This is a genomic window from Rathayibacter oskolensis (assembly GCF_900177245.1).
GTDB lineage: Bacteria > Actinomycetota > Actinomycetes > Actinomycetales > Microbacteriaceae > Rathayibacter > Rathayibacter oskolensis.
Genome location: NZ_FXBM01000002.1, coordinates 40,028 through 65,213, shown reverse-complemented (window position 1 = coordinate 65,213; position 25,186 = coordinate 40,028). Strand labels below are relative to the sequence as shown.

The following is a 25,186-nucleotide window of genomic DNA, read 5'->3' as shown; positions in this document are numbered from 1 at the left end:
CTCGATGGGAGTGAGAGGATGATCGCGTGGAACCCGACCCGCTCGCCCTGCAGAACCAGGTCTGCTTCTCGCTCGCCGTGGCGGCGCGCACCGTCATCGGGCTGTACCGGCCCGTCCTCGAGCCGCTGGGGCTCACGCACCCGCAGTACCTCGTGATGCTGGCGCTCTGGGAGCGCAGTCCGCGCTCTCTCGGCGATCTCGGCGCCGCCTTGCACCTCGAGCCGGCGACGCTCAGCCCGCTCGTGAAGCGCCTGGAGGCGAGCGGCCACGTCACCCGCACCCGCAGCGCCGACGACGAGCGGCGTCTCGACGTCGCCCTCACCGCCCAGGGGGCGGCCCTGCGCGAGCAGGCCCTGCTGGTCCCCCCGCGGATCGTCGAGCGGCTCGACCTCCCCCTCGACGACCTCGTCGCCCTCCGCGACAGCCTGTCGCACCTGATCGGCGCGGCCACGCGCGCCTGACGCACGCGAGAAGGGGAGTGAGGGTGTGCACGCGGCACACCCTCACTCCCCTTCGTCAGTGCTTGCTACCGGCGAACCGCTAGTTCGCGACGCGCAGCGTGATCGCGGCGCTGGTGCCCACGTTCGCCGCCTTGTCCTGCGCCTTGGCCGTCACCTGGTAGCTGCCGTTCGGGTACGAGGCCGAGCTCGCCGAGAGCGTCCACGTCCCGTTCGACTGCTTCACTCCGTTGCCGAGCTTGGTCGAGCCCGCGTAGAACGCGACGGCCGTCACTCCCACGTTGTCGCTCGCGGAGGCGACGAGTCGGATCGAGCCCGAGATCGTCGTGCCCGACGCGGGCGAGGTGATGCGCACGGTCGGCTTCTCCGTGTCCCTCACCGCGGTGGAGGTCGGGGTCGGCGTCGGGGTGGCCGTCGGCGTCGCCGTGGGCTTCGGGGTCGACGTCGGAGTCGCCGTCGGCGACGCGGTCGGAGTCGCCGTGGGCTCCGGAGCGCTTCCGGTCGGGACGGTGCTCACCATGTAGCCGAAGTAGCGGCCGGCGGTTCCGCGGGTCGGGTCGCCCTGGAAGGTGCGGCCTCGGTTGGTCGCGGCCTTCGCCTGGGCGATGACCTGGGCGCGCACCTGGGCCGGGCTCTTGCCGACGCACGATCCGCCGGAGCTCAGGCAGTCGAGGACGACGCCGGAGACCGCAGCGGCCGCCATGCTGGTGCCCGACTGGATGTAGGCGAACCCGCCACCCTTCTTGGTGGTGTACGGGCACATGCCGGGAGCGGCGATGGTGTGGGCCTGGTCGGAGGCCGACGCCGCGAAGTTGCTGGTGTTCGAGGGGGTGTCGTCGCGGGTCTGGACGCCGCAGGGCGCCGAGCCGAGCCCGCCGGGCTTGCCGTCGTAGTTCGCGATGTTGGTCACGGCCAGCGTCTCGTTGTACGCGGCGGGGATCCAGCCCGCGAGGTCCTCGGTCGTGTTGCCGGCCGAGCCGACAGTGACGATGCCCTTGCTCTCGAGCTCGCAGATCGCCTGGTGGATCACGTCGCCGTTCGAGCGGCCGCAGTTGCCGTCGTCGGTGCCGTAGGTGGCGAGCGACATGTTGACGACCTTGATGTTGTAGGTCTTCGCGTTCGCCGACACCCAGTCGAGGGCGCACATCAGGGTGGAGGTGTCGCCGCGGTTGTTCTTGTCGAGCGCACGCACCGAGTAGATCGGCGCACCGGGCGCGATGCCGACGGAGCCGACGCTGTTGTCGAGCGCCGCCATGTAGCCCGACACTCCGGTGCCGTGGCCGTTGGCGTCCTCCGCCGATCCGGAGCCGAAGCAGTTGACCTGCTTGGCCAGGTTGTAGTCGGGGTGGGCGCTGACGCCCGAGTCGATCACGGCGACCGCGGGGCCGTTGTAGTTCGAGACCCCGTCGCCGGCGCGCACGGGGGCCTTGTCGGCCTCGGCGGTGAGCACGTGCGAGGGGATGGTCTGCGCCTGGCCCTCGACGACCTGATCCGCGGCGGCGACGCCGAGGATGCGGGAGTCGGACTCGAGGATCGCCTTCTGGCGCTCGGTGAGGGTCGCGGTGAAGCCGGCGACGCCTCCCTCGTACTGGATCTCGTCGGCGATGCCGAGCGCGTCGACGAGCTGCTGCGAGACCGACTTCGAGTCGACCGTCACGAGGTAGCGGCCGGAGGTGGCGGCCTGGGCCGGGGCGGAGCCGGCGAGCGCGAGGCCGCCGACGACGGCGAACGCCGTCACGAGGGCCGCGGCACGGCGGAGGAGGGATCGGGCCGGCGGCGCGGTGGCCTGATCGGTACGAGGGGAGGACACGGGTTCCGTCGATTCTGTCGGCGTCTGGGCCGACGGGTCGGTGGTGCGGTTCTGGCCAGGAGCGGACGCCTCGAACGGGCGCCCGCGCCGCTGCTGCGGGGCTCGGGTACGGGCCGGGAGGCGGCGTGGCGGTCGAATCGCACCGAGCGTCGACGGGCCTGAGCGCCGCCGGCTCCCCCCATCGGAGTGACTCACTCCCGACTTCAACAGACTTCGGGTGATTTCACAGCATCGGGAGCGTACCCAGTACGGGGGTGATTACCCTCGATGTCCCCTTTTCGGTGACCCGAACGGAGACACCCCGGCCCACCCGGAGGAAGCCCCGGTCACAGCGCGGGTTCAGGGGCCTCTCGCCCAGCGTCCACGCGGCTTGACTCGCCCTTGCCACGGAGTAGTGTCGTCGCTCGTGACACACGAGGTCCCCCCGTCCGACGCGGAGGAATTACCCACCGATCCCAACGAGCTCCGCACCGCGAAGCACTTCTTCATCGGTGAGCCGCTGCCGAGCGACAAGCTCGAGGGACAGCTGCTGCAGAAGCGCCTCGCGCTCCCCATCTTCGCGAGCGATCCGCTCTCCTCCGTGGCCTACGCGCCGCAGGAGCTGCTGATGATCCTGCTGCTCGGCGGACTCTCCTTCCTCACCTTCGCTCCGTGGGTCGCCGCCTGCGTGGTCGTGCTCCTCGTGGTCGTCGTCCTCAGCTACCGGCAGCTCATCAAGGCCTACCCCTCGGGAGGCGGCGACTACGAGGTCGCGCGCACCAACATCGGCGAGACGGCCGGGCTGACCGTCGCGGCCGCGCTCCTCGTCGACTACGTCCTCACGGTCGCCGTCTCTGTCGCCTCCGGAGTCGACAACATCATCTCGGCCATCCCCGAGCTCGCGCCACTGCGGGTCGAGCTCGCGATCCTCTTCGTCGTGCTCCTGGCCGCCGTCAACCTCCGCGGCGTCTCGGAGTCGAGCAAGGCCTTCGCCGTCCCCACCTACCTCTTCGTCGCGAGCGTCTTCGTGATGGTCGTCGTGGGTCTCGCCCGGACGGCGTTCGGCGACACCCCGGTCGCGGAGTCGGCGGGCTACACCGTCGAGGGCGAGCAGCTCACCCAGGCCGCCGTCATCCTGCTCCTCCTGCGCTCGTTCGCCAGCGGGTGCGCCGCCCTCACCGGAGTCGAGGCCATCTCGAACGGCGTGCCCGCCTTCCGCGTGCCCAAGGTCAAGAACGCACAGCGCACCCTCGTCGCGATGGGCGGCATCGCGATCACGCTGTTCATCGGTCTCACGGCGCTCGCGCTCCTCTCGAACGTGCACTACGCCGAGAGGGCGTGCGACCTGGTCGGCTTCGCCGACTGCGCGACGACGCCGCAGCGCTCGGTCATCGCGCAGGTCGCCGCCGCCACCTTCGGCAACAACACGATCCTGTTCTTCGTGATCCAGGCCGCCACCGCCGCGGTGCTGCTGCTCGCCGCGAACACGGCCTTCAACGGCTTCCCGCTGCTCGGCTCGGTCCTCGCGCGCGACGGCTACGCCCCGAAGTCGCTGAACACCCGCGGCGACCGCCTCATCTACTCCAACGGCGTGATCATCCTCGCGCTCGTCGCGGCGATCATCCTGCTCGTCTACCAGGCCTCGCTCACGAGCCTGGTGCAGCTCTACATCATCGGCGTCTTCGTCTCGTTCACGCTGGGCCAGTCGGGCATGGTGAAGCACTGGATCCGCATGATCCGCAACGGCGAGGGCTCCCGGACCGTCTACACGAGCCTCGGCATCAACCTGTTCGGCGCGACCCTGACCTTCGCCGTGCTCGTGGTGGTCACGATCACCAAGTTCACCCACGGCGCCTGGCTCGTCTACCTGGTGATGCCGATCCTCGGATTCCTGATGGCGGGCGTCTACCGCTACTACCGCGACGTCGAGAAGGAGATCGAGGTCGACCCGACCACGACCTTCGGCGCCAACGGCGACCACGCGATCGTGCTGGTGGGCCGGATGAACAAGCCGACCCTCAAGGCCCTCGACTACGCCATCGCCGCGCGGCACGAGACCCTGGAGGCGGTCCACTCCTCCATCGACGACGCGCAGACCGCGCAGCTCAAGGCCGACTGGGCGCGGATGGACATCGAGGTCCCGCTGCGCTGCATCGCGTCGCCCTACCGCGACATCTCGTACCCGCTCATCAAGTACATCAAGATGCACCGCCTCGAGCACGGCTCCGAGATCATCACGGTCTACATGCCGCAGTACATCGTCGGGCACTGGTGGGAGACCCCGCTCCACAACCACAAGTCGCGTCGGATCCGCCAGAAGCTGCTCCTGGTGCACGGCGTGACGGTCGCGCTGGTGCCCTGGCTCCTCGACTCGTCCGAGCTGATCTACGGCCGGCGCTCGCGCCCGATCCCCGGCCAGACGCGTCGCGGCGAACCGGTCCGCCCGGTCACTCGCCGGCCGATCCCGCCCGCCTCGGTGCTCCCGAAGGGTGCCGCCGGGGAGGGCGCCCCGCGCAGCCCCCAGCCGCGCCCCTCGGCGGCGGCACGCGCCCGCGCCAAGCGCCGCTGACCGCACGGCCCCTGGGCCCTCGCCGGGACGGGTAGAGGGCCCGCGGCTCAGCCTGCGGGCCCTCGATTTCCCCTTGTGCCTTCCCCCGAAGGCGGCCCGCCCCAACGGGCCACCTCGAAGCTATCGGCAGGCTATGGACTGCCGCATCCTCCTCACGACGGATCCGCGTCCACCCCAGGCAGGGGCGCCGCGGCCACTCCGAGCCGCCAGAGCGCGGCGACCACGACCACCGCGGCGCTGGTCCAGGCCACCGTGAGGATCGCGGCGTCGACCACGAAGGAGCGGTACGCCTCCTCGAGCGGATCGAGCCCGGTGCTCGAGAGCACGATGCCGGCTGGGAGGATCGCCGCCGCGAGCACCGCACTCCAGGCCGCGAGGCGGATCGGGCCCCGGGCGTCGGCCTCGACGAGGTGCGGGCGCCGAGTGACGTACCAGACCGCCGCGCCGATCCCGAGCCCCAGCAGCCCGAGCACCCCGCTCGCGTACTGCGCCCACTTGTATCCGGGGAAGGGTCCGAACTCCTCCTGCAGGAACGGGACGGCGGCGACGAACGGCCCGCCCGCGTGGGTGAAGCCGTCCCACAGCACGTGGGTGGCCGAGCCGATGACGAGCCCCGCCGCCGACAGGAGCAGCGTCGTGGCCCACGCCCGCGCGCCCCGCGGCCGGCGCGGCGGGGGTCGCAGGCGCACCCTGACCAGCCACGGGGCGAGATCGCGCCAGGCCGGCGCGAGCAGCACGCTCCAGAGGAGCAGACCCACCGCGCCGAGGAGCAGGTCGAGCGTCACGACGCCGAGGAGCGAATGGGTCGACTCCCGCGCCCACCGCACGGGCAGGTAGAGCCCGATGTCGGGGGCCATGGCGCCGATGGCGACGGCGGCGGCCGGCACGCGGCCGTTCGAGAACGCCAGAGCGACGACGGCGTGACTCGGCGTGAACGGCATAGTGCACGCTATCCCGGACCTCCCGGTCAGCGGTCGCCCGATCGGGGAGCTCCGATCGAGGCGACCGTAGAATCACACGGTGGTCCGGCCCGCCGGGCGGGGTGCGACGGATCGGAGCGGGTGTGCGGAAGGCGTTCGCGATCCTCCGACTCGCGCTCGCGGGCCTGGGTGTCGTCGGACTCGTCGCCGACTTCCTCTACACGCTCGGGTTCCGCGCCTTCCAGATCGACAACTTCTTCGCCTACTTCACGACGCAGTCGAACATGGCCGGAGTCGTCGTCCTCGGCCTCTCCGGGTTGGTCGCGCTCGCCCGGGAGCGGGAGCCGCGGTGGCTCAGCACCCTCCGCGCGATCGTGCTCACCTATCTCGTCGTCTCGGGCATCGTCTTCGGCCTGATCGCCGTCGAGGCGAACAACCGCGGCGTGCGCGTCGACGTGCCGTGGTCGAGCGCACTGCTGCACTTCGTCATCCCGTCGCTCGCGGTCCTCGACTGGCTCCTCGGGCCCGGCCGGCGGCCCGTGCGCTGGCGTGCGGCCCTCGCCGTCCTCGGCTTCCCGATCGTCTGGGGAGTCGTCACGCTGGTGCGCGGCGCGCTGATCGGCTGGTACCCCTACTTCTTCCTCGACCCCGGTCAGGTCGACGGGCCGGTCGCCTTCGTCCTCTACGACGTGATCGTCCTCGGCCTGATCTCGGGCATCGCCGCCTTCGTCGTCGCGCTCAGCCGGGTGCGCCCCTTCGGAGCACCCAGGACGACCGAGTGGCGAGGACCGCTGTCGCGCCTGCGCGAGCAGCTCAGCCGGAGACGGCGGCGAACGGCTCCAGCGCCGTCTGCGCGACCCTGAGCAGTTCGTCGTCGCTCAGCGCCTGCAGCGACAGAGCCTGATCGGCGCCGACGAGCCCGACGAGCACGGCCTCTCCCGTGACCGGCTCGAGGTTCACCCACTCGGTGATGCCCGCGTCCGAGCCGATCAGCGACCAGCGTGCCGCGGTCACCGCCCCGGTGTCCCAGAACGGCTCGTCGAAGCGCAGCCAGAGCGAGTCGACGACACCGGAGCCGAGGGCGGCGATGGCGGTGCGGTGCGCGAACGGGAGTGCGGGGTCGAACACGATCGCGTCGGTCTTGAGCACGCCGATCGGGACGGTCACGAGCACCCGGTCGGCCGTGAACGACTCCCCCGTCGCGAGCCGGATGCTCGCGCCGTCCTCGTCGTAGCCGATGCCGCTGACGGCGGCCCGCAGCGACACCTCGACGTCGGCGAGGAGCGTCTCGACGAGCGGCGCGAGACCGTCGGTGACGACGGCGTCGGCGTCGTCGGAGGCGTCGCTCAGCTCCTCCGCGGTGACCGCGGCCGACGCGTCGCCCAGCCCGTACCAGCTCGACAGCTCGGCGGCGGCCGCGCCCGTGCGCAGGGCGGCACCGCCCGCCAGGTAGGCGGCGACCCGCTGCGAGTCGCCGTCGCCGCTTCCCGCCTCCGCGCTCGCGGGATCCGGCGCTCCGGACCCGGCGAGCGCCTCGGCCAGCGGAAGGTCGCGCGACTGCTCGGCGCCCCATTCGAGGGCGCGCGTGAGCGCGTCGGGTCCGGTGGAGCCGGTGTCCACCTCGGCACCGTCGTCGGTCACCGAGAGCACCGTCGCCAGGTCGACGGCGGAGGTGGAGACGCCCGCGTCGAGGACGCTCTCCCGCAGCGCGGGGCCGGCCCCGACGAGGGCCCAGGCGCCGCTGTCGACCGCGATCGGCCAGCCGTCGGGAGTGGTGGTGGCGATGCGGCCGCCGACGCGCTCGCGCGCCTCGACGAGCGTCACGTCGTAGCCGGCGTCGACGAGGCGGCGCGCCGCGACGGCACCCGAGAGCCCCCCTCCGATGATCGCGATGCGCTCACCGTCCGCGGCGATCGCGGCGATCTCACCGGCCGCTCGGACACCGGAGTTCCACGCGCCCTGCAGCGTCGCCGGCGCGTCGGTGTCGGTGGCCTCGCCCGCGAAGAAGAGACGGTCGAGCACGTTCTGCGCGAGGTCCTCGCGGTGCTCGGGCGTCGCCCCGACCGCCAGGTAGGAGGCGGCGCCGAGAGCGTAGGGATCGGCGCCCCAGTCGGAGCGCACGAAGGCGGCGGGCGTCGGGACGGCCGTGGTGCTCGGAGTGGGGACGGGCGCCTCGGTGACGGATCGCGTCGGTGTCGGACGCGGCGGCGTGCACCCCGCGAGGACCAGGAGGCCGACCCCCGAGGCGGCCCCCGAGAGGAAGATGCGGCGTCCGATGGTCATCCCCGTCATCCTACGTTCTCGCCCACCTCCGGGCGGAGGCGCGGGCGCCCCTCAGCGCGCCACCGCGGCGATGCGGGACACCGCCTCCTCGAGCACCTCGGGAGCGCAGGCGAGGTTCAGCCGCACGAAGCCGCGTCCCTCGCGACCGAAGTCGAGTCCCGAGGTGAGCGCCACGCGACCCTCCGCCAGGATCACCGCGGCGGGGTCGTCCCCCAGCCCGGCTCCGCGCAGGTCGATCCAGGCGAGGTAGCCCGCCCCCGGCGGTCGGTAGCGGGCCACGGGGAGCTGCCGGGCGAGCAGGGTCTCGAGCAGGGCTCCGCTCTCGCGGACCGACGCGATCACGCCGTCGAGCCAGTCCTCCGCCTCCTCGAACGCGGCGACGCTCGCGTGCAGTCCGAGCAGGCCCGTCCGCCAGGCGACCTCCTCCGGCATCCGCTCGAGCACCGCACGGAGGCGCTCGTCGGCGGTCACGATGAGGGCGCACTTGAGCCCCGCGAGGTTCCAGCCCTTGCTCGCGGAGGTGACGCCCACGCCCACCCTGGCCGCCGCCTCCGAGACCGAGAGGAACGGCGTGAAGCCGTCGCTCGATCGGGCCAGCGGCCCGTGGATCTCGTCCGAGACGACGAGCGCGCCGTAGCGCTCGGCGAGCACCGCCAGCTCGGCGAGCTCGGCGGCCGGATGCGCCAGCCCGAGGGGATTGTGCGGGTTGCACAGCAGGACCGCCGCGGCCCCGGCCGCGAGGGCGCGCTCGATGCCGCCGAGATCGAGTCGGTGGGCGCCCGACTCCTCGAGCAGCGCGACCTCGACCACCTCGTGCCCCGCCTCCGGGATCAGCTCGAAGAACGGCGCGTACACCGGCGGCGTGACGACCACCCGGCTGCCGGGAGCGAGGAGGACGCGCAGCGTCTCGACGATCGCGACGCTCACATCGGTCGCGCTCCGCACGTGCGCCGGATCGACCTGCCAGCCCCAGCGGCGCTCGGCGAACGCGGCGAACGCCCCCGCGAGGGGACCGGGCCCGAACGCGTAGCCGGTGTCGGAGGCGCGCACGCGCTCGACGACCCGCTCGGCGATCACGGGGGCGAGCGGGTAGTCGGTCTCGGCGACGAACAGCGGCAGCACGTCGGCGGCGAACAGGCGCCACTTGGCGCTCGTGCGCCGGCGCAGGATCTCGATCGGCTCAGCACTCACGACGGTCATCCCTCCACCGTAGGCCGAGGGCAAGGCCGCGCGGACGCTCTGCTCGCAGTGGTAGGACTAGGGGCATGAGCAATGACATCCGCGCACTCTCCGACGGCGAGAGCTATCTCGCCTTCTTCCAGGGCGGGCCGTTCGACGGCCAGACCGAGACCCGCGTCAGCACCGACGGCGGCTACGAGAAGGAGGTCGACGTCTATGCGGCGGTCGACGGCCAGGAGACGCACCTGGTCTACACCTCCGTCTCGGCGAAGGAGGTCGGCGAGTCCGTCCACGTGACGTACTCCCTCGACGCGCCCGACTCCGACCCGATCGAGGACCCGGAGGACCGCGGCGGCGGATTCCAGTAACCGGCAGCACCCGGATGCCGCCCCGCCCGTGGACTCGTGTCCGCGCCGGGGCGGCATTCGTGCGTCCGGGAGGGGACGCGCCGCGACGGGGGGCGCGGGGATGAGCAAGCGCGGGTAAAGTGATGGTTGCTCACTTCCGGCGACACCCGAACCGCCTCCGCACCGAGAGCCTCCATGAACCGCTCGCCCACCCCCTCCCGCCCCGCATGACCACCCTGACCGACTCCCTCGCCCTGGCGTGGCTCGCCGAGCGCGGAGTCGATGCCGACGCACCCGCTCCGCTGCTGCTGCACGCCGACGAGGCCGCCGAACCGGGCTTCGCGGTCCGCCGTCTCGCCCACGGCGCGGCGTCCCTCCGCAGGCCCTCCTCGGTCGCACCCGGCCTCGTCCTGCTGCTCGTCCCGCTCGAGGGCACGGCCGCGCTCTCGGCGAGGGGAGTGGCGGAGCAGCTCTCCCGAGGCCGCTTCGCCGCACTCCCCGGCGGTGCCGCCTCGACCCTCCGGACGCGCGCGCAGAGCTCCCGGCTCGAGCTCCTCGTCCGGGTCCCCGCCCCCCTCCGCCGCCCGGTGGTCGCCTTCTCGACGGCGCTCCCGGTCGTCGTCGCCACCGCGAACGCGGTCCTCGAGACCCGGCTCGGACCGGCCGATCCCGCGTTCGCCGGGCTGCGGGCCGCCCTCGAGCAGCTCGCGGCTGCCGTCCTCGCGAGCGCCTCGACGCCCTGAGGGCTGCCAGTTCCGCGCCGGGCTGTCAAGGGTCCCTCCCCTCTCGGCGTCCTCCCCATCCGCGTGGTCAGACTGCTTCGAACAGACGATGACGCCGAGGCTCGGCGCCGGAAGGAGCACGACTCATGGCAGAGATCACCGCCCACCACGGGCTCTTCAAGGACACCGACCTGCACGTCGACGACACCGGCGGCTCGGGCCGTCCGATCGTCCTGATCCACGGCTGGCCCCTCTCGGGCGAGTCGTGGAGCGAGCAGGTCCCGGCGTTCGCGGCCGCCGGCTACCGGGTCGTCACGTACGACCGTCGCGGATTCGGCCGCAGCGACAAGCCGCTGACCGGCTACACCTACGACACCCTCACCGAGGACCTGCACACGCTCCTCACCGAGCTCGACCTGCAGGACGTGACGCTCGTCGGCTTCTCGATGGGCGGCGGCGAGGTCGCCCGCTACTTCTCGAAGTACGGCGCCGAGCGCCTCCGCAGCGTCGTCTTCGCCTCTGCAGTGCCGCCGTACCTGATGAAGACCGACGACAACCCCGACGGCCCGCTCGAGAAGTCGGCCGCCGCCGGGATGACCGCCGGACTCACCAAGGACCAGGACTCGTTCTACGAGCAGTTCACGACCGAGTTCTTCTCGGTCGACGGCGAGCTGAAGGTGACGGAGGCGCAGCGCCAGGACGCGCTCGCCCTCGCGAAGCAGTCGTCGAAGATCGCGGCGCTGGCCTGCATGACCGCGTTCGCGACCACCGACTTCCGCGAGGACCTGCCGAAGGTCTCGGTCCCCGCGCTCGTCATCCACGGCGACGGGGACGCCACCGTCCCGTTCGAGGGCTCCGGCGCGCGGACGCATGCCGCGATCCCCGGCTCCGAGCTGCACGTCGTCGCCGGCGCCCCGCACGGCGTCAACGTCAGCCACGCGGAGGAGTGGAACCGGGTCGTCCTCGAGTTCCTCGCGAAGTAGCGGCAGGACGAGCGAAGGGGGCGCTCCGCATCGGCGGGGCGCCCCCTTCGCTCCGTCCGCGGCTCAGCCCTTCTCGGCGCCCTCCGTCGTGTTCATGATCCGCTTCTGGAAGACGAAGAAGAGCACGGCGACCGGGATCGACATCAGCACCGCAGCTGCGAGCTGCAGCGGGTACTGGTTGCCGGTGCCGAGCTGACCCGACACGAGCGAGGCGACTCCGGTGGTCAGCGTGTTCAACTCCGGCGACTGCCTCGACACGACGAAGTGCGAGAACTCGTTCCACGAGCCCTGGAACGACAGGATGAACAGCGTCACGATCGCCGGCCGCGCCATGGGCACCACGATCGATCGGAACGTGCGGAACACCCCCGCGCCGTCGATCCGCGCGGCCTCCTCGATCGACGCGGGGATCGAGTCGAAGAACTGCTTCATGATGAAGATGCCCGCGGCGTCCACGATCAACGGCACGATCATCCCCGCGTAGCTGTCGTAGAGCCCGAGCTGCTTGAGGATCAGGAACCGCGGGATCAGCAGCACCACGCCCGGCACGCTCATGACGCCGATGAACAGCGCGAAGAGCAGCCCCCGACCGCGGAAGCGCAGCCGTGAGAGCGCGTAGCCCGCGAGCGAGTCGAAGAAGACCCGTCCGACGGTCACGACCACCGTGACGATCACCGAGTTGAGCGTCCAGAGCGGCAGCGGCACATCGGTGAACAGGCGCTCGTAGGAGGCGAACGACCAGGTCGCGGGGAGCAGCGACAGCGGGTTGGCGGTCGCATCGGAGTCGGTCTTGAACGACGAGGCGACCGAGATCAGGAACGGGTAGATGTAGACCAGCGCCAGTCCGATCAGCAGCAGGTACCCGCCGATCAGGGAGGCGCGACCGCGGGCGCCGAGGTGGACGCGCCGGTGCGGGATCCGCGTCGGCGGCTCCTCGTGCCCGGTGTCGGCGGTGGCTGCGGTGCCGGAGTCGACGAGCGTGCTCATCGCACACCTCCCGTGGTGAGGGTCGTCGCGGCGTCGGCGCGGGCGGCCCGGCGCCGCGGCTCGCCCTTCTCGCGGAGGAGGGCGCGCTGCAGCAGCGTGAGGACGACGATGATGAAGAACAGGATGAACGCGATCGCGGCGCCCTGGCCCCAGCGCAGATCGGTGAACGACGACTCGTAGGCGAGGAACGCCGGCGTGAGCAGCGTCTTGCCCGGCGACCCGCCTCCGGTGAGGTAGATCTGGTCGAACACCTGCCAGGTGCCGATGAGGCCGAGGGTGAGCACGGTGAAGAGGGTCGGCCGCAGCATCGGCAGCGTCACCGAGAAGAACTTCCGCAGCGGACCTGCGCCGTCCATCAGCGCGGCCTCGTCGATCTCGGACCCGATGTTCTGCAGTGCCGCGAGGAACAGCAGCATGAAGGTGCCCGAGGTCGTGAAGATCGCCATGGTGATCAGCACGCACATCGCGACGGAGGGGCCCGACAGCCAGTCCCACCAGGTGAGTCCGAGCGGGGCCGCGCCGCCGAAGCCCGTTCCGTCGAGGCCGATCAGCCCGAGGAGGGTGTGCAGGACTCCGGTCGGATCGGCCATCCAGGTCGGGCCGTCGGCCCCGAACCAGCCGAGCACCGCGTTGACGACGCCCGAGGCGCTGAAGAGGAACAGGAAGATCACCGTGATGGCGATCGAGGAGGTGACGGAGGGGAAGTAGAACGCGGTGCGGAAGAAGCCGCGCCCGCGCAGCACGCGCCGGTTGACCTGCACGGCGAGGAACAGCGCGAGCGCGGTCTGCAACGGGACGACGAGCAGCACGTAGTAGACGTTGTTGCGGATCGCGGTGCCGAAGTCCTTCTGCGCGAGTCCCGAGTCGATCAGCACGGCCCGGTAGTTGTCGGTGCCGACGAACTGCGCCGTCGGACCGAGCGGCGAGCCGAGGCCGTTCCAGTTGCTGACGCTCACCCAGAGCGCGAGCCCGATGGGCACGACGAGGAACACGCCGACCACGAGGATCGCCGGCAGGGTGAAGAGCCAGCCGTAGCGGGCCTCGTGCCCGCGGATGCCGGAGCGGCGCCTCCGCGGGGCGACGGTGGTGCTCATCGATGCGTCTCCTTCGACGATTCGTGTGCGGGTGGGCCCGGGGGGCGGCGGTCGGGTCCGCCGCCTCCCGGAGTCGGACTACTGCGCGTTGGCGGTGTCGAGCGCGTCCTGCAGGTTGGTCTGCAGGTCGGCGAGGATCGCCTCCGGATCGCCGGTCGCCAGTCCCTCGAGCGCCGAGTTGAAGTCGGTGATCACGGTGGCCGCACCCGCGAACGCGACGGGGCTGACGGCGTAGTCGTTGCCCGTCACGAACGCCGCGTTCTCGGGGTACTTCGTCGCGTACTCCGCGGCTCCTGTCTCGGTCGAGGGGATCACGCCGAAGGCGTCCGAGAAGGCGAGCTGCTGCTCGTCCGACGTGAGCGCGGTCACGAGCGACTCGGCCTGCTCGGCGGTCTCGCTGCCGACCGGGATGCCCCAGCAGTTGCTGAACGTGAAGGTCGACTTCCCGCCCGGGCCCGCGGGGAGCTCGGCCACCGTGTAGTTCACGTCGGGGTAGTCGGCCGCGAGCGCGCCGTTGATCCAGGGGCCCTCGATGACCATCGCGGCGGCGCCCTTGCCGAACGCCTCGCCCGACCAGCCGGAGTCGAGGTCGGCCGGGAACTTCAGCGTGCCGTCGGTGAGGAGCTTCTTCACCTCGGCGAGGCCGGCGACGTTCTCGGGGGTGTCCGCCGTGACCGTCTCACCGTCCTCCGACAGAAGCGAGCCGCCGGCCTGGTTCATGAAGGTGCCGATGCGGGCGTACTCGGCGCCGAACGAGAGCCCGGCGACGCCGTCGGCCGTCAGCGTCGTCGCGGCGGACTCGAGCGAGGCCCAGTCGGTCGGGATGTCGGCGTCGGTGAGCCCGGCCGCCGCCCAGAGGTCGGTGTTGATGACGAGCCCCAGCGTCGAGAAGTCCTTGGGCTCGCAGTAGAACTGGTCGTCGTAGGTGAACGCGTCGCGCAGAGCCGGGTAGAAGGCGTCGGCGTTCTCGGCGTCCTGAGCGTACGGCTCGAGGTAGCGGTTGCTCGCGTAGGTCTGGAACTGGTCCCAGCTCATGTAGAAGAGGTCGGGCGGGTTGCCGCCCGAGAACCCCTGCCCGAGCTGCTGCGTCAGGTCGCTCGCGGCGACCACGTCGACCTCGGTGCCGTTCTCCTCGCCCCAGCTGGTCACCGCGTCGGTGACCGCGGTGGTCTCGGCGTCTCCGGAGGAGCCGATCATCACCGTGAGGCCGGCCGAGTCGCTCGACCCGTCGGTAGCGCCTCCGCTGGAGCAGGCGGCGAGCGTGAGCATCGTCGCGCTCGCGAGCAGCGCGGCACCCCATCGTGCCGCGGTGTGGGTGGGTGTCATGATCTGGCCTTTCGTGGGGGTGGGGTGGAGGTGCGCCGGCCGCGCCGAGCGGGCCGGAGGTCGGGGTCGGTGGGGAGTCAGGGCTGGTGCGTGGGCGGGGTCCGCACCACGAGGTGCGGCTCGATGAGGCGGTGCGCCTCGCCGGGGGCGAGGTCGCGGTGGACGATGTCGTCCCCGTCCTCGCCGAGCAGCAGCTCGAGCGCGCCGGCGGCGACCGCGTCGAGGTCCTGCTCGACGCTCGAGAGGCCGACCGCCGCTGCGACCGGGGTGTTGTCGAAGCCCACGATCGGCAGCTGCGGCCGTCCGACGGCGATCGCCGCCATCGAGGCGCCGAGAGCGAGGGAGTCGGACGCGCAGACGAGCCCGTCGACCTCCGGGGAGTCCCGGAGGAGCGCGATCGCGGCCGTTCGGGACCTCTGCACGTCGTCCTCCGCGGAGGCGACCGTCAGTGGGGCGAGGGGCGCCCGCTCGCGCAGCACCCGCTCCCAGCCGCTGCGACGGTCGTCGCCGGTCGCCGAGCCGTCGGGCCAGCCGAGCCACGCGATGTGCGTGCTGCCGCTCGCGACGAGGTGCTCGGTCGCCTGGGCCACTCCGGAGGCGCCGTCGACGTCGACCCACAGGTGCTGCGGGTCGTTCTCGTCGTCGACTCCCCAGGGCCGGCCGAAGGTCACGAAGGGGACGCCCTCGGCGATCAGCCAGGCCGTGCGCGGGTCGCCGTAGAACGTCGAGGTGAGCACGAAGGCGTCGACATCGGCTCCGTCGCGCAGCCGTCCGATCTGCGCGATCTCCTCCTCCGGAGTCCTCGCCGTGTAGAGCAGGATGCGCATGCCGCGGGCGTCGGCCTGCTCGGTGACCGCGTGGAGGAACCGGTCGAGCAGGCTGCCCGAGACGCCGTCGAGCACCCGGTCCATCCGGACGCCGATCGTGCCCGACTTGCGCGTGCGCAGGCGGCGGGCGGAGGCGTGCGGGCGGTACTTCAGCTCGGCGATGGCCTTCTCGACCCGCTCGCGGGTGGCGTCGCGCACGATCGCGGGGCTGTTCAGCACGTTCGAGACGGTCTGCCGCGAGACTCCGGCGACGCGGGCGACGTCTGCGACGGTCGGCAGTGCCATGCGTCCTCCTCGACGGCGAGCGGCTTTGATCGTTCAAACCAAGGCGTTCAAGTCCCGATTTGATCGATCCAATCCGGGTGCTACATTACCTCCGACCGCGGTGGTGTCAACCGGGAGACCGCCCGACGCCGTTGCCGTACCGACGATTCAGTGAGGAGTCGACCGTGACGACCGAGCGCGACGACCAGAACCGCCCGCCCCTCCAGCCGCTCCTCCACGACGCCGTCGTCCTGCTCCGCGCCCCGTCCCAGCTCTGGTCCGACGAGGCGGGCGAGCTCGGCGGACTGCCGATCCACGGCCTCTACCACGGTGACGTCCGAGTGCTCGCGGGCGCCCGGCTCCTCGTCGGCGGGCACCGGCCGGAGCCCGTCTCGGCCGCTCGCGACGGCGCCTCCTCCGCGCGCTTCACCGCACTCACCCGGCACCTCGACGACCCGTCCGCCGACCCGCTGATCCGCCTGGTCCGCACCCGGACCGTGTCGGCCGGATCGCTGCACGAGACGCTCCGGCTCGAGTCGGCGCTGCCCGAACCGGTCGCCACCCGGATCGAGCTCGCGCTCGAGGCCGACTTCTCGCTCGTGCACGTCGTGAAGGCGGGGCTCCGCGACGAGGTCGCGATCGCGACGACCGTCGACGGCGACTCCCTCGAGTGGAGCCACGCCACCGCGCGCGCCGTCGTGACGGCGGTCGGCGCCGTGATCGAGGGCGCGGCAGCGGCCACCGTGGGCTGGGACGTGGTGGTCCCCGCACGCGGCTCGGTGGAGGTCGCGTGGAGGATCGACGTGACCGACAGCGCCGCCGTCGTGGCCGCGGCACCCGGCCCGGCCGAGTGGCTCGGAACGACCGTCGAGACCGGCGACTCGCGTCTCGCCTCCTGGTGCCGCGCCGCTCTCGACGACCTCGACGCGCTGCGGATGGTGACCGCCGATCGCCCGGGCGACCCGTTCCTCGCCGCCGGCGCCCCGTGGTTCTTCACGCTGTTCGGCCGCGACTCGATCTGGGCGGCGCGGATGCTGCTCCCGCTCGGAACGGAGCTGGCGGGCTCCACCCTCCGAGTGCTGGCCGGGCTGCAGGGCACCCGCGACGACCCCGAGACGGCGGAGCAGCCCGGCAAGATCATGCACGAGCTGCGGGCGACGACGCTCGAGATCCCCGGCGAGGGCGTGTCGCTGCCCCCGCTCTACTTCGGCACCGTCGACGCGACGGCGCTCTGGATCTGCCTCCTGCACGACGCGTGGCGCTGGGGACTGCCCGACGACGAGGTCGAGGCGCTGCTGCCGGCGCTCGAGGCGGCGCTGCGCTGGCTGCGCGACTCCGGCGACTCCGATGGCGACGGTCTGCTCGAGTACATCGACACGACGGGGCACGGCCTCGCCAACCAGGGCTGGAAGGACTCGGGCGACTCGATCCAGTGGCGCGACGGCTCGCTCGCCGAGGGCCCGATCGCGCTCTGCGAGGTGCAGGGCTACGCCCACGAGGCGGCCGTCGGTGGCGCGGCGCTGCTCGAGCACTTCGGCCGCGACGGCGCCGAGTGGCGCGAGTACGCCACCGCCCTCCGAGCCCGCTTCGCCGAGGCGTTCTGGATCGCGACCCCCGACGGCGGCCACCCGGCGATCGCCCTCGACGCCCGGAAGCGCCCGGTCGACACCGTGACCAGCAACATCGGGCACCTGCTCGGCACCGGGATCCTCTCGCGCGAGCACGCGACGCGGGTCGCGGAGCTGCTGGTGTCGCCGGAGCTCGCGTCGGGGTACGGCCTGCGCACCCTGTCGACCGACTCGTCCGGCTACTGGCCGCTCTCGTACCACGGGGGCTCGGTCTGGGCCCACGACACCGCCATCGCCGTCACCGGCCTCGCCCGAGAGGGCTTCGGGGCCGAGGCGACGCTCCTCTCGCGCGGGCTCCTCGCCGCCGCCGAGGGGTTCGGCTACCGCATGCCCGAGCTGCACTCGGGCGATCCGGCCGCCGAGGCGCCCGCTCCGGTCCCCTACCCGTCGTCGTGCCGGCCGCAGGCGTGGTCGGCCGCTGCGGCGGTGGCGGTGCTGACCGCCGCCCTGGGTCTCGCTCCCGGAGGCGGCACCCTCGCCGTCGCGCCGCTCACGCCCGCGCTGGCCGGCGCGATCCGCGTCGACGGGATCCGGTACCGCGGCTCCGTGGTGCCCGTGGACTGGGACGGAAGGGTCTGACGAGGCCGACGCTCCGCCCTCAGGACAGCCGCGCGACGACCGCGCGGGCGATCCGGCGACCGGAGCGGTTGGCTCCGATCGTCGACGCCGTCGGCCCGTAGCCCGCGAAGAAGACGCGCGGATCGGTGACGGAGGCGCCGTCGACGACCGCGACGCCGCCCTCGCGCTCGCGCAGCCCGAGCGGCGCGAGATGCCGGAGCTCGGGGCGGAACCCGGTCGCCCAGATGACGGCGTCGGCGCGGCTGAACGACCCGTCCTGCCAGCGCACGCCGTCCTCCTCGAGGGAGCGGAACATCTCGTGCTCGCGCAGGACACCCCGCTCGATCCCCGCGACCACCCGACGCGTGCGCTGCACCCCGGTGCCGCTGACGATGCTCGGGAGCGCGCGCCCTGCCCGGGCCGCGCGGTCCTGCTCCGCGACCGCCTCGACGGCCGACTCCAGGGCGAGCTGCTCGCCGTCGCGGTAGCTGACGGGCCGCCTGGTCGCCCAGGTGACCGAGCGGGCGACGCGCTCGAGCTCGAGGAGGAACCCGATCGCCGACGTCCCGCCTCCCACGACGATCACCTGCTGATCGGCGAAGTCCGCGGCCCGCACGTACTCGGTGGTGTCGACCTGGGTCCCGCGGAAGCGCTCGCGCCCGGGGTAGTACGGCACGAACGGCGAGCCCCAGGTGCCGGTCGCGTTCACGAGGAGCCGGGTCCGCTCGGTCGTCCGCTCCGTCTCGACGAGAAGATCCGCCGAGCGGTCGCCCGGCGTCGCACTCGTGACGCTGCGCACCGCCTCCGGTCGCTGCACCGCGAGCTCGAAGGCGTCCTCGTAGCGCCGGTAGTACTCCGTGACGACGTCCCTCGCGGGCCGTCGGCGGTCGGCCGTGGCGAAGGAGAGGCCGATCGTGTCCATGCCGGGAAGGTCGTGCACGCGGTGCGCGGAGCCGAGCCGGAGCGCTTCCCAGCGGAACTGCCAGGCCCCTCCCGGCAGCGGCCCGCGGTCGAGGACGACGAAGTCGGAGCCCGGTCGCAGCCCCAGACGGCGCAGGTAGTAGGCCACGGAGAGCCCCGCCTGGCCGGCACCGATCACCACGGCAGAGCGCGGATCGAGAGCACGGGTCACGGTGCTCCCAACGGGGTCGAGGGGCGGCTCTCGTCCGGCGGCTGACGGCCCGGAGTGGCGGATGGCCCGTCTGCTAAACTACCGGCTAGATTTCATTCTTCTCTGTCTGCTTCTTTTCCCCAGCTGGCTCACCGCCCGTCTGGCCTGTCATCGTGAGGGGGTCACCCATGGGGCGCGGCCGTCAGAAGGCAAAGAACACCAAGATCGCTCGTGAGCTGAAGTCGTTCAGCCCGGCGGTCGATTACAGTGCGCTCGAGCGCGAGCTCAGCCACCCGGACGAGCCGGACTACTCCAAGTGGATCGACCCCTCGGACGACGAGGGCGACGACACCGACTTCGTCGAGGAGCAGCACCAGAAGCGTGCGTGACGCCGAGAGGCGTCCGCGGGCGCTCGGGGCGGCGCCGATCGTCGAGCAGCTGTCGACGCGCATCGCCTACGAGACTCCGTGGATCCGCGTCCGGGAGGACGAGGTGCTCTGGCCCGGCGGCAGCACCGGCGTGTACTCGGTCGTCGAACGCGCCGACTACGCGCTCGTCCTGCCGCGCGAGGGCGACGGGTTCTGGCTCGTGGAGCAGTACCGCTATCCCATCGGGCGGCGGGCGTGGGAGTTCCCGGCCGGAGGCTGGCCGCACGGGTCGGCCGGGGGCGACGCCGAGGCGCTCGCCCGAGCCGAGCTGCGCGAGGAGACGGGACTGCGGGCGGGCCGCCTCCGTCACCTCGGGCGGCTGAACGAGGCCTACGGCTTCGTGGCCCAGTCGGTCGAGATCTTCCTCGCGGAGGATCTCGAGCACGGTGAGCACGAGCGCGAGGCCACCGAGCAGGACATGGTCCAACGGTGGTTCTCGGACCGCGAGGTCGCCGACCTGGTCCGCTCCGGCGCGATCGTCGAGACGGCCGCCGTCGCAGCGCTCGGCCTCTTCTGGATGGACCGCGGGCTCGTCCCCTGACCTCCGCCGATCCCCGCCCGTCTCACGACGGGTCCGCGGGGGTGCTCCCGCGACGGGCCGCGCTGGCGTAGGGTCCGAGGACGGCCCGTGGAACGACCCGCGGGCTCGCGTCGATGGAGCCGCGATGTTCGAACCCGAAGGATCCGTGCGCCCTGTGGCACGGATCAGCTGTGTCACTGCCGCGCTGCTGGTCGGCGCGATCCTGGTCGGCGGCGCCGTGGGCGCCGCGGTCGCCCTCGTGCTGTACCTGCCGGCCGCCCTGCTGTCGGGGTCGCTCGACGCCGCTGCGCTCGTGAGCTTCGGGATGCTGATGGGCATCGCCTCCGGAGCGGGCATCGGAGTCGCCGGCGGCGCAGGAGCCGTCGCCGGGATGGTGTCGGCCCGCGCGGTCAGCCGCAGCGACCGCGCCTTCGTCCTCGGCACGAGCACCGGATCGGCGTTCGGCGTGCTGGTCGCCTCCGCGAACCTGCTCGTCAGCCGCGACGCGTCGACCTGGATCGCCGCGCTGCTGGCGACGGCGACCGCGTTCGTCCTGTGCGCGTGGGGGTCGCGGCTGCTGACCCGGCACGAGCACGCCTGGGAGCGCGAGCACGGCGCCGAGCGCCGGCAGGGCTCGGGGATGCGCGGCCGCTCGGCCTGAGCCGCGCGCTCACGGTCTCCGGGTCAGCCGGCGTAGGAGCCGACGAGCCGCACCGCGCCTCCGTCGACGCCCTTGGCGCCCTGCTCGAAGCCGTCGAGCCCGCGCTCGCCGATCGTGACGCGACCCGCGACCCACGACGGCACTCCCGAGCGCTCGAGGGCCGCGATCACCGCGGAGGCGGCGTCGTCGGAGACCACGGCGAACATCCCGATGCCGAGGTTCCACGTGCCCTCGGTGCTCTCGAGCGTGGCACCCGACATCGCCGCGAGCGCGCGGAAGACGTCGGCGGGGCTCCACGACGCCCGGTCGAGCTCGACCCAGGAGCCGCGCGGCAGGACCCGGGCGAGGTTGGCCGCGATGCCGCCTCCCGTCACGTGGCTGATCGAGTGGACGGCCGACCCGAGCGCGTCGTCGTCGAGCACCGCGAGCAGCGGCGCGGTGTAGAGGCGCGTCGGCTCGAGGAGCACCTCGCCGACGACCCCGCCCAGCTCGTCGGAGCGGTCGGTGAAGCCGATCCGCTTCTCGGCGAGGATGTGCCGCACCAGCGAGAAGCCGTTCGAGTGCAGACCGGAGGAGGCCATCGCGATCACGAGGTCGCCGTCGCGCACCCGATCGGCGCCGAGCACCGCATCCGCCTCGACCGCTCCGACGGCCGCTCCCGCGACGTCGTAGTCGTCGGGCCCGAGCAGGCCCGGGTGCTCGGCGGTCTCGCCGCCGACGAGCGCCGTGCCGGTGGCGGAGCAGGCCCGGGCGATCCCGGCGACGATGTCGGCGATCCTCGCGGGCACGACCTTGCCGCAGGCGATGTAGTCGGTCATGAACAGCGGCCGGGCGCCGACCACGACGATGTCGTCGACGACCATGCCGACGAGGTCCTGGCCGATGGTGTCGTGCTTGTCGATCGCCTGCGCGATCGCGACCTTCGTGCCGACTCCGTCGGTCGAGGTCGCGAGCAGGGGCGCGCGGAACTCCTTCAGGAACGACACGTCGTAGAGGCCGGCGAAACCGCCCACTCCGCCGAGCACGTTGCGGTCGTGGGTCGCCGACACGGCCGCCTTCATCAGCTCGACCGCGAGATCACCCGCCGCCGTGTCGACTCCTGCGCGGGCGTAGCTGCTCGTCTCATTCGTCACGCGACGACCCTACCCACTGCCTCCCCCGTCGAGATTCCGGGAGACACCCCGGAACGGGGCCGAACGCACCGGATCGACCGGTCTACTCCGGCCGTCGAGGCCCTGCGGATCGGCTGGCGGATGCGCCCGACCGGAGCCCGACCGCGCTCACGCGACCGGCTGATCCGCCGAGGGCGAACCATTAGGGGATGCGCCGCCCGCGTGCCAGGATGGACCGTCCATCCCCCTCAGCATCCCCTTGGGAGCCCATCCGGCATGTGCGGAATCGTTGGAATCGTCTCCTCGGGACCCGTCAACCAGTCCATCTACGACAGCCTCTCCCTCCTGCAGCACCGCGGCCAGGACTCGACGGGCATCGCGACGGCCGACGGCAGCACGCTGCACATCAAGAAGGCGGCGGGGCAGGTCAGGGAGGCGTTCCGCACCCGCGACATGCGCTCGCTCATCGGCACGATGGGCCTCGGCCACGTCCGCTACGCGACGAAGGGCAACGCCGAGCGCGAGGAGGAGGCGCAGCCGTTCTACGTGAACGCGCCCTACGGCATCATCCTCATCCACAACGGCAACCTGACGAACACGCGCGAGCTCACCGAGGAGCTCTTCCGCGTCGACCGCCGCCACCTCAACACGACCTCCGACACCGAGCTCCTGGTCAACGTCCTGGCGAACGAGCTGCAGGCGTCGATCTCGGGCCGCGACCTCGACGCCGACGAGGTCTTCGACGCCGTCGCGCGCGTCCACGAGCGCGTCGAGGGCTCCTACGCCACCATCGCGCTCATCGCCGGTCACGGCCTGCTCGCATTCCGCGACCCGTTCGGCATCCGCCCGCTCATCGTGGGCCGCCGCTCGAACGTCGCGGCGCCCGACGACTGGGTGGTCGCCTCCGAATCGCTCGTGCTCGAGGCCCAGGGCTTCGAGATCGTGCGCGACGTCGCCCCCGGCGAGGCGATCTTCATCACCCCCGACGGGCGGATGACGAGCCGCCAGTGCGCGAAGAACCCGCGCCTCATCCCCTGCTCGTTCGAGTACGTCTACCTCGCCCGCCCCGACTCCGTGCTGTCGGGCATCTCGGTGTACGAGGCGCGCCTGCGCCTGGGCGACCGGCTCGCCGACACCATCGCCGCCTACACGCCGGGCGGTGCGATCGACGTCGTCATGCCGATCCCGGACTCCTCGCGCCCGGCTGCGATGCAGGTCGCGCAGAAGCTCGGGATCCCCTACCGCGAGGGCTTCTACAAGAACCGCTACGTCGGCCGGACGTTCATCATGCCGGGCCAGGCGGTGCGCAAGAAGTCGGTGCGCCAGAAGCTCAACGCGATGTCGAGCGAGTTCAAGGGCAAGAACGTGCTGATCGTCGACGACTCGATCGTGCGCGGGACGACCTCGAAGGAGATCGTCGAGATGGCGAGGACGGCCGGCGCGAACACCGTCACCTTCGCCTCCGCCGCGCCCCCCGTGCGCTACCCGCACGTCTACGGGATCAACATGCCCTCGCGGCAGGAGCTGGTCGCCCACAACCGCAGGATCCCCGAGATCTCGGAGGCGATCGGCGCCGACTACCTGATCTACCAGGAGGTCGCCGACATGAAGGCGGCGATCCTGGAGGGGTCGGACGTCACCGATCTCGAGACGAGCTGCTTCACGGGCGACTACGTGACCGGCACCGTGACTCCGGAGTACCTGGACTGGGTCGAGCGCACGCAGCTCAGCTGACGGCCGCGCGACCCGCACACCCCTCGCCGGCGCGCAAGCGGGTGATCGGAGGGCCGCCGACCCCGCATGATCGTTGTCGTGCGCGATACCGAGCGCACCCAGACGAGGAGTCCCCGTGATCTACCGCTTGCTGCCGTTCATCCTGACCTTCATCGCGCGCCGGGTCTCGAAGGCGCAGAAGGCGAAGCGCGCCACGCAGAACCAGGCGCGCCGGACGACCCGCAAGGGCCGCTGACCACTAGCGCGCGGGGACGTCCGGCTCGTCGCCGGCGCCGGGCGTCTCGGCGGGGCCGGGCGTCTCGAGCGAGTCCGGCGTCTCGAGCGGCTCCGACGTGTCGGCCGCCGACTCCCGCGCGACCGTCCGCTCCGCGGCCACCCGCACGACCCGGCGACCGACGACTCGATCGAGGATCACGACGACCAGGCCGGCGAGAGCGCCGAACAGCGTGATGAACAGCAGCAGGCTGAAGCCGAAGATCTGACCCGTCGAGAAGCCCTCGGTCTCGGGCAGGGCGAAGGTGAGCACGAACGCCGTGATCGCGCCGAGCCCCGCGCCCAGCGCGAGGATGCGCCACACCCGGGGCGACCGGCGCATCTCGACCTCTTCGCGGATGATCTCGACGTCGTCGGGTCGCGGCGAGGAGTCGAGCGGATCGGTCATGGCTCCATTGTCCCCCGCAGACGGATCCCCGCGGACCTCTTGCGGTCCCGGCTCCTGCTCCCCCGACGCGCCGGCCGGAGGCGCGATCACATCGCGTGCACGAGGCGACCGGCCTGCGCGCGCAGCTCGCGCACGACCGTCCGCACCGACAGGCGCTCGGCCCGGTCGGGGCGCATCAGAGCGACGATGTGCCGGACCGAGCTGACCCCGCGCAGCGGCTTGACGACGATCCCCGCCATCCCCGCCGTGTAGCGCGGGAGGACGGCGATGCCCAGGCCCGCCGCCACGAACGCCTCCGTCACCCTCGTCGAGGCGAAGCGCTGCTCCACTCGCACCGGCCCGCCCGACGCGGTCTCGATCTCCTGCATGATCCGCTCGAAGGGGAACCCGTCCGGCACGCCGATCCAGGTCTCGCCGACGAGGTCGGCGGCCGTCACCGTCGGCCGGTCGGCGAGGCGGTGGTCGAGCGGCAGAGCGATGTCGAGCGGTTCGACCATCAGCTCGGCCATCGCCAGCCCTCGCCCGGCCCAGGCGCTGCGGCCGTTCGGCGAGTGGCCGAGCACGATGTCGAAGTCGGCGGTCAGATCGGCGAACTCGTCCGTTCCCGGATCGACGTCCTCGCACTGCACCACGAGACCCTCGACGCTGCGCAGAGCGACCAGAGCGTTCGGGAGGAGCATCTGCCCGGCCGTCGGGAAGGTCGCGATCGTCACCTCGCCGATCGGGTTGTTCTTGAAGGTCTGCCACACCGCGTCCGCGCGCTCGAGCGCGATGGCGATCTCGGTGGCGCTGCGCGCGAGTTCGCGGCCGGCGGCGGTGAGCACGACCCCCCGTCCCGATCGCTCGATCAGGGGGACGCCGGCCTCGCGCTCCAGCACCTTCAGCTGCTGCGAGACGGCGGAGGGGGTGCGGTGGGTCGCCTCCGCCACCGCCGTGATCGAGCGCCGCATCGAGAGCTCTCTGAGCAGTTCCAGTCGCCGCACGTCCATGAAGCAAAGCTACACGTCAGGCCAAGAACTCATCGA

23 protein-coding genes are annotated in these 25,186 nt (G+C 72.1%); 11 read left to right on the top strand and 12 right to left on the bottom strand.

Annotated features, from left to right (window positions below):
• Positions 1-26: 26 nt before the first annotated feature.
• Positions 27-461: a MarR family winged helix-turn-helix transcriptional regulator gene (locus tag B9Y99_RS09455; RefSeq protein WP_085476383.1), complete on the top strand. Its 435-nt coding sequence runs from the start codon at positions 27-29 to the stop codon at positions 459-461.
• Between the two features lie 79 nt (positions 462-540).
• On the opposite strand, the gene B9Y99_RS09450 is transcribed toward B9Y99_RS09455, so the two are convergent.
• Positions 541-2,268 (bottom strand): S8 family serine peptidase, encoded by a 1,728-nt coding sequence (locus B9Y99_RS09450; protein ID WP_129587984.1) that lies wholly within the window; start codon positions 2,266-2,268, stop codon positions 541-543.
• Between the two features lie 487 nt (positions 2,269-2,755).
• Between B9Y99_RS09450 and B9Y99_RS09445 the strand changes: the two genes are divergently transcribed.
• Positions 2,756-4,816, top strand: a complete 2,061-nt coding sequence (locus tag B9Y99_RS09445; protein WP_129588044.1) for an APC family permease — start codon at positions 2,756-2,758, stop codon at positions 4,814-4,816.
• Positions 4,817-4,968: 152 nt separating this feature from the next.
• Here the strand turns inward: B9Y99_RS09445 and B9Y99_RS09440 are convergent, their stop codons facing one another.
• The gene (locus tag B9Y99_RS09440; RefSeq protein ID WP_085476381.1) at positions 4,969-5,757 is read right to left on the bottom strand and encodes a DUF4184 family protein; all 789 of its coding nucleotides are present in this window, start codon (positions 5,755-5,757) and stop codon (positions 4,969-4,971) included.
• 122 nt (positions 5,758-5,879) lie between these two features.
• Here B9Y99_RS09440 and B9Y99_RS09435 point away from each other — a divergent pair, with 122 nt between their 5' ends.
• Positions 5,880-6,599 (top strand): Pr6Pr family membrane protein, encoded by a 720-nt coding sequence (locus B9Y99_RS09435; protein WP_129587983.1) that lies wholly within the window; start codon positions 5,880-5,882, stop codon positions 6,597-6,599.
• On the opposite strand, the gene B9Y99_RS09430 is transcribed toward B9Y99_RS09435, so the two are convergent.
• Both B9Y99_RS09430 and B9Y99_RS09425 read right to left on the bottom strand, forming a co-directional pair.
• Positions 6,550-8,019, bottom strand: a complete 1,470-nt coding sequence (locus tag B9Y99_RS09430; protein WP_129587982.1) for a flavin monoamine oxidase family protein — start codon at positions 8,017-8,019, stop codon at positions 6,550-6,552. The two genes, B9Y99_RS09435 and B9Y99_RS09430, sit on opposite strands and share 50 nt — an antisense overlap.
• Before the next feature lie 51 nt (positions 8,020-8,070).
• Positions 8,071-9,219, bottom strand: coding sequence for a MalY/PatB family protein (locus B9Y99_RS09425; protein WP_085476378.1), 1,149 nt, complete (start codon positions 9,217-9,219; stop codon positions 8,071-8,073).
• Between the two features lie 65 nt (positions 9,220-9,284).
• On the opposite strand from B9Y99_RS09425, the gene B9Y99_RS09420 reads away from it, so the two are divergent.
• The 3 genes from B9Y99_RS09420 (at position 9,285) to B9Y99_RS09410 (ending at position 11,250) form a co-directional block, all read left to right on the top strand.
• The gene (locus B9Y99_RS09420) at positions 9,285-9,566 is read left to right on the top strand and encodes a hypothetical protein (RefSeq protein ID WP_085476377.1); all 282 of its coding nucleotides are present in this window, start codon (positions 9,285-9,287) and stop codon (positions 9,564-9,566) included.
• Positions 9,567-9,772: 206 nt separating this feature from the next.
• The gene (locus tag B9Y99_RS09415) at positions 9,773-10,288 is read left to right on the top strand and encodes a hypothetical protein (protein WP_085476376.1); all 516 of its coding nucleotides are present in this window, start codon (positions 9,773-9,775) and stop codon (positions 10,286-10,288) included.
• A 125-nt stretch (positions 10,289-10,413) separates the two neighbouring features.
• The gene (locus B9Y99_RS09410; RefSeq protein ID WP_085476375.1) at positions 10,414-11,250 is read left to right on the top strand and encodes an alpha/beta fold hydrolase; all 837 of its coding nucleotides are present in this window, start codon (positions 10,414-10,416) and stop codon (positions 11,248-11,250) included.
• A 63-nt stretch (positions 11,251-11,313) separates the two neighbouring features.
• On the opposite strand, the gene B9Y99_RS09405 is transcribed toward B9Y99_RS09410, so the two are convergent.
• From B9Y99_RS09405 to B9Y99_RS09390, 4 genes are all read right to left on the bottom strand, one after another.
• The gene (locus B9Y99_RS09405) at positions 11,314-12,237 is read right to left on the bottom strand and encodes a carbohydrate ABC transporter permease (RefSeq protein WP_085476374.1); all 924 of its coding nucleotides are present in this window, start codon (positions 12,235-12,237) and stop codon (positions 11,314-11,316) included.
• Positions 12,234-13,331: a carbohydrate ABC transporter permease gene (locus tag B9Y99_RS09400; RefSeq protein WP_085476373.1), complete on the bottom strand. Its 1,098-nt coding sequence runs from the start codon at positions 13,329-13,331 to the stop codon at positions 12,234-12,236. The genes B9Y99_RS09405 and B9Y99_RS09400 overlap by 4 nt, the downstream gene beginning before the upstream one ends.
• Positions 13,332-13,409: 78 nt before the next feature.
• Positions 13,410-14,657: a sugar ABC transporter substrate-binding protein gene (locus B9Y99_RS09395; protein ID WP_085476372.1), complete on the bottom strand. Its 1,248-nt coding sequence runs from the start codon at positions 14,655-14,657 to the stop codon at positions 13,410-13,412.
• 77 nt (positions 14,658-14,734) lie between these two features.
• Positions 14,735-15,769 (bottom strand): LacI family DNA-binding transcriptional regulator, encoded by a 1,035-nt coding sequence (locus B9Y99_RS09390; protein WP_085476371.1) that lies wholly within the window; start codon positions 15,767-15,769, stop codon positions 14,735-14,737.
• A gap of 164 nt (positions 15,770-15,933) precedes the next feature.
• Here B9Y99_RS09390 and B9Y99_RS09385 point away from each other — a divergent pair, with 164 nt between their 5' ends.
• The gene (locus B9Y99_RS09385) at positions 15,934-17,955 is read left to right on the top strand and encodes an amylo-alpha-1,6-glucosidase (RefSeq protein ID WP_165759579.1); all 2,022 of its coding nucleotides are present in this window, start codon (positions 15,934-15,936) and stop codon (positions 17,953-17,955) included.
• Between the two features lie 19 nt (positions 17,956-17,974).
• Here the strand turns inward: B9Y99_RS09385 and B9Y99_RS09380 are convergent, their stop codons facing one another.
• A complete protein-coding gene (locus B9Y99_RS09380; protein ID WP_085476369.1) occupies positions 17,975-19,066 on the bottom strand; it encodes an NAD(P)-binding domain-containing protein in 1,092 nt (363 codons plus the stop codon).
• 167 nt (positions 19,067-19,233) lie between these two features.
• Here B9Y99_RS09380 and B9Y99_RS09375 point away from each other — a divergent pair, with 167 nt between their 5' ends.
• From B9Y99_RS09375 to B9Y99_RS09365, 3 genes are all read left to right on the top strand, one after another.
• Positions 19,234-19,434, top strand: a complete 201-nt coding sequence (locus B9Y99_RS09375) for a DUF3073 domain-containing protein (protein ID WP_085476368.1) — start codon at positions 19,234-19,236, stop codon at positions 19,432-19,434.
• Entirely contained in the window at positions 19,427-20,014 is a 588-nt protein-coding gene (locus B9Y99_RS09370; protein ID WP_208856922.1) for an NUDIX domain-containing protein, read from the top strand. The genes B9Y99_RS09375 and B9Y99_RS09370 overlap by 8 nt, the downstream gene beginning before the upstream one ends.
• Before the next feature lie 124 nt (positions 20,015-20,138).
• Positions 20,139-20,654: a hypothetical protein gene (locus B9Y99_RS09365; protein WP_165759578.1), complete on the top strand. Its 516-nt coding sequence runs from the start codon at positions 20,139-20,141 to the stop codon at positions 20,652-20,654.
• Between the two features lie 23 nt (positions 20,655-20,677).
• Here B9Y99_RS09365 and purM read toward each other — a convergent pair whose 3' ends face one another.
• A complete protein-coding gene (gene purM, locus B9Y99_RS09360) occupies positions 20,678-21,787 on the bottom strand; it encodes a phosphoribosylformylglycinamidine cyclo-ligase (protein ID WP_085476366.1) in 1,110 nt (369 codons plus the stop codon).
• 255 nt (positions 21,788-22,042) lie between these two features.
• Here purM and purF point away from each other — a divergent pair, with 255 nt between their 5' ends.
• Positions 22,043-23,500, top strand: a complete 1,458-nt coding sequence (gene purF, locus B9Y99_RS09355) for an amidophosphoribosyltransferase (protein ID WP_085476365.1) — start codon at positions 22,043-22,045, stop codon at positions 23,498-23,500.
• 238 nt (positions 23,501-23,738) lie between these two features.
• Here the strand turns inward: purF and B9Y99_RS09350 are convergent, their stop codons facing one another.
• On the bottom strand, positions 23,739-24,161 hold the full coding sequence (locus B9Y99_RS09350; protein WP_085476364.1) for a hypothetical protein: 423 nt from the start codon (positions 24,159-24,161) through the stop codon (positions 23,739-23,741).
• An 86-nt stretch (positions 24,162-24,247) separates the two neighbouring features.
• Positions 24,248-25,150 (bottom strand): LysR family transcriptional regulator, encoded by a 903-nt coding sequence (locus B9Y99_RS09345; protein WP_085476363.1) that lies wholly within the window; start codon positions 25,148-25,150, stop codon positions 24,248-24,250.
• Between the last annotated feature and the right edge of the window lie 36 nt (positions 25,151-25,186).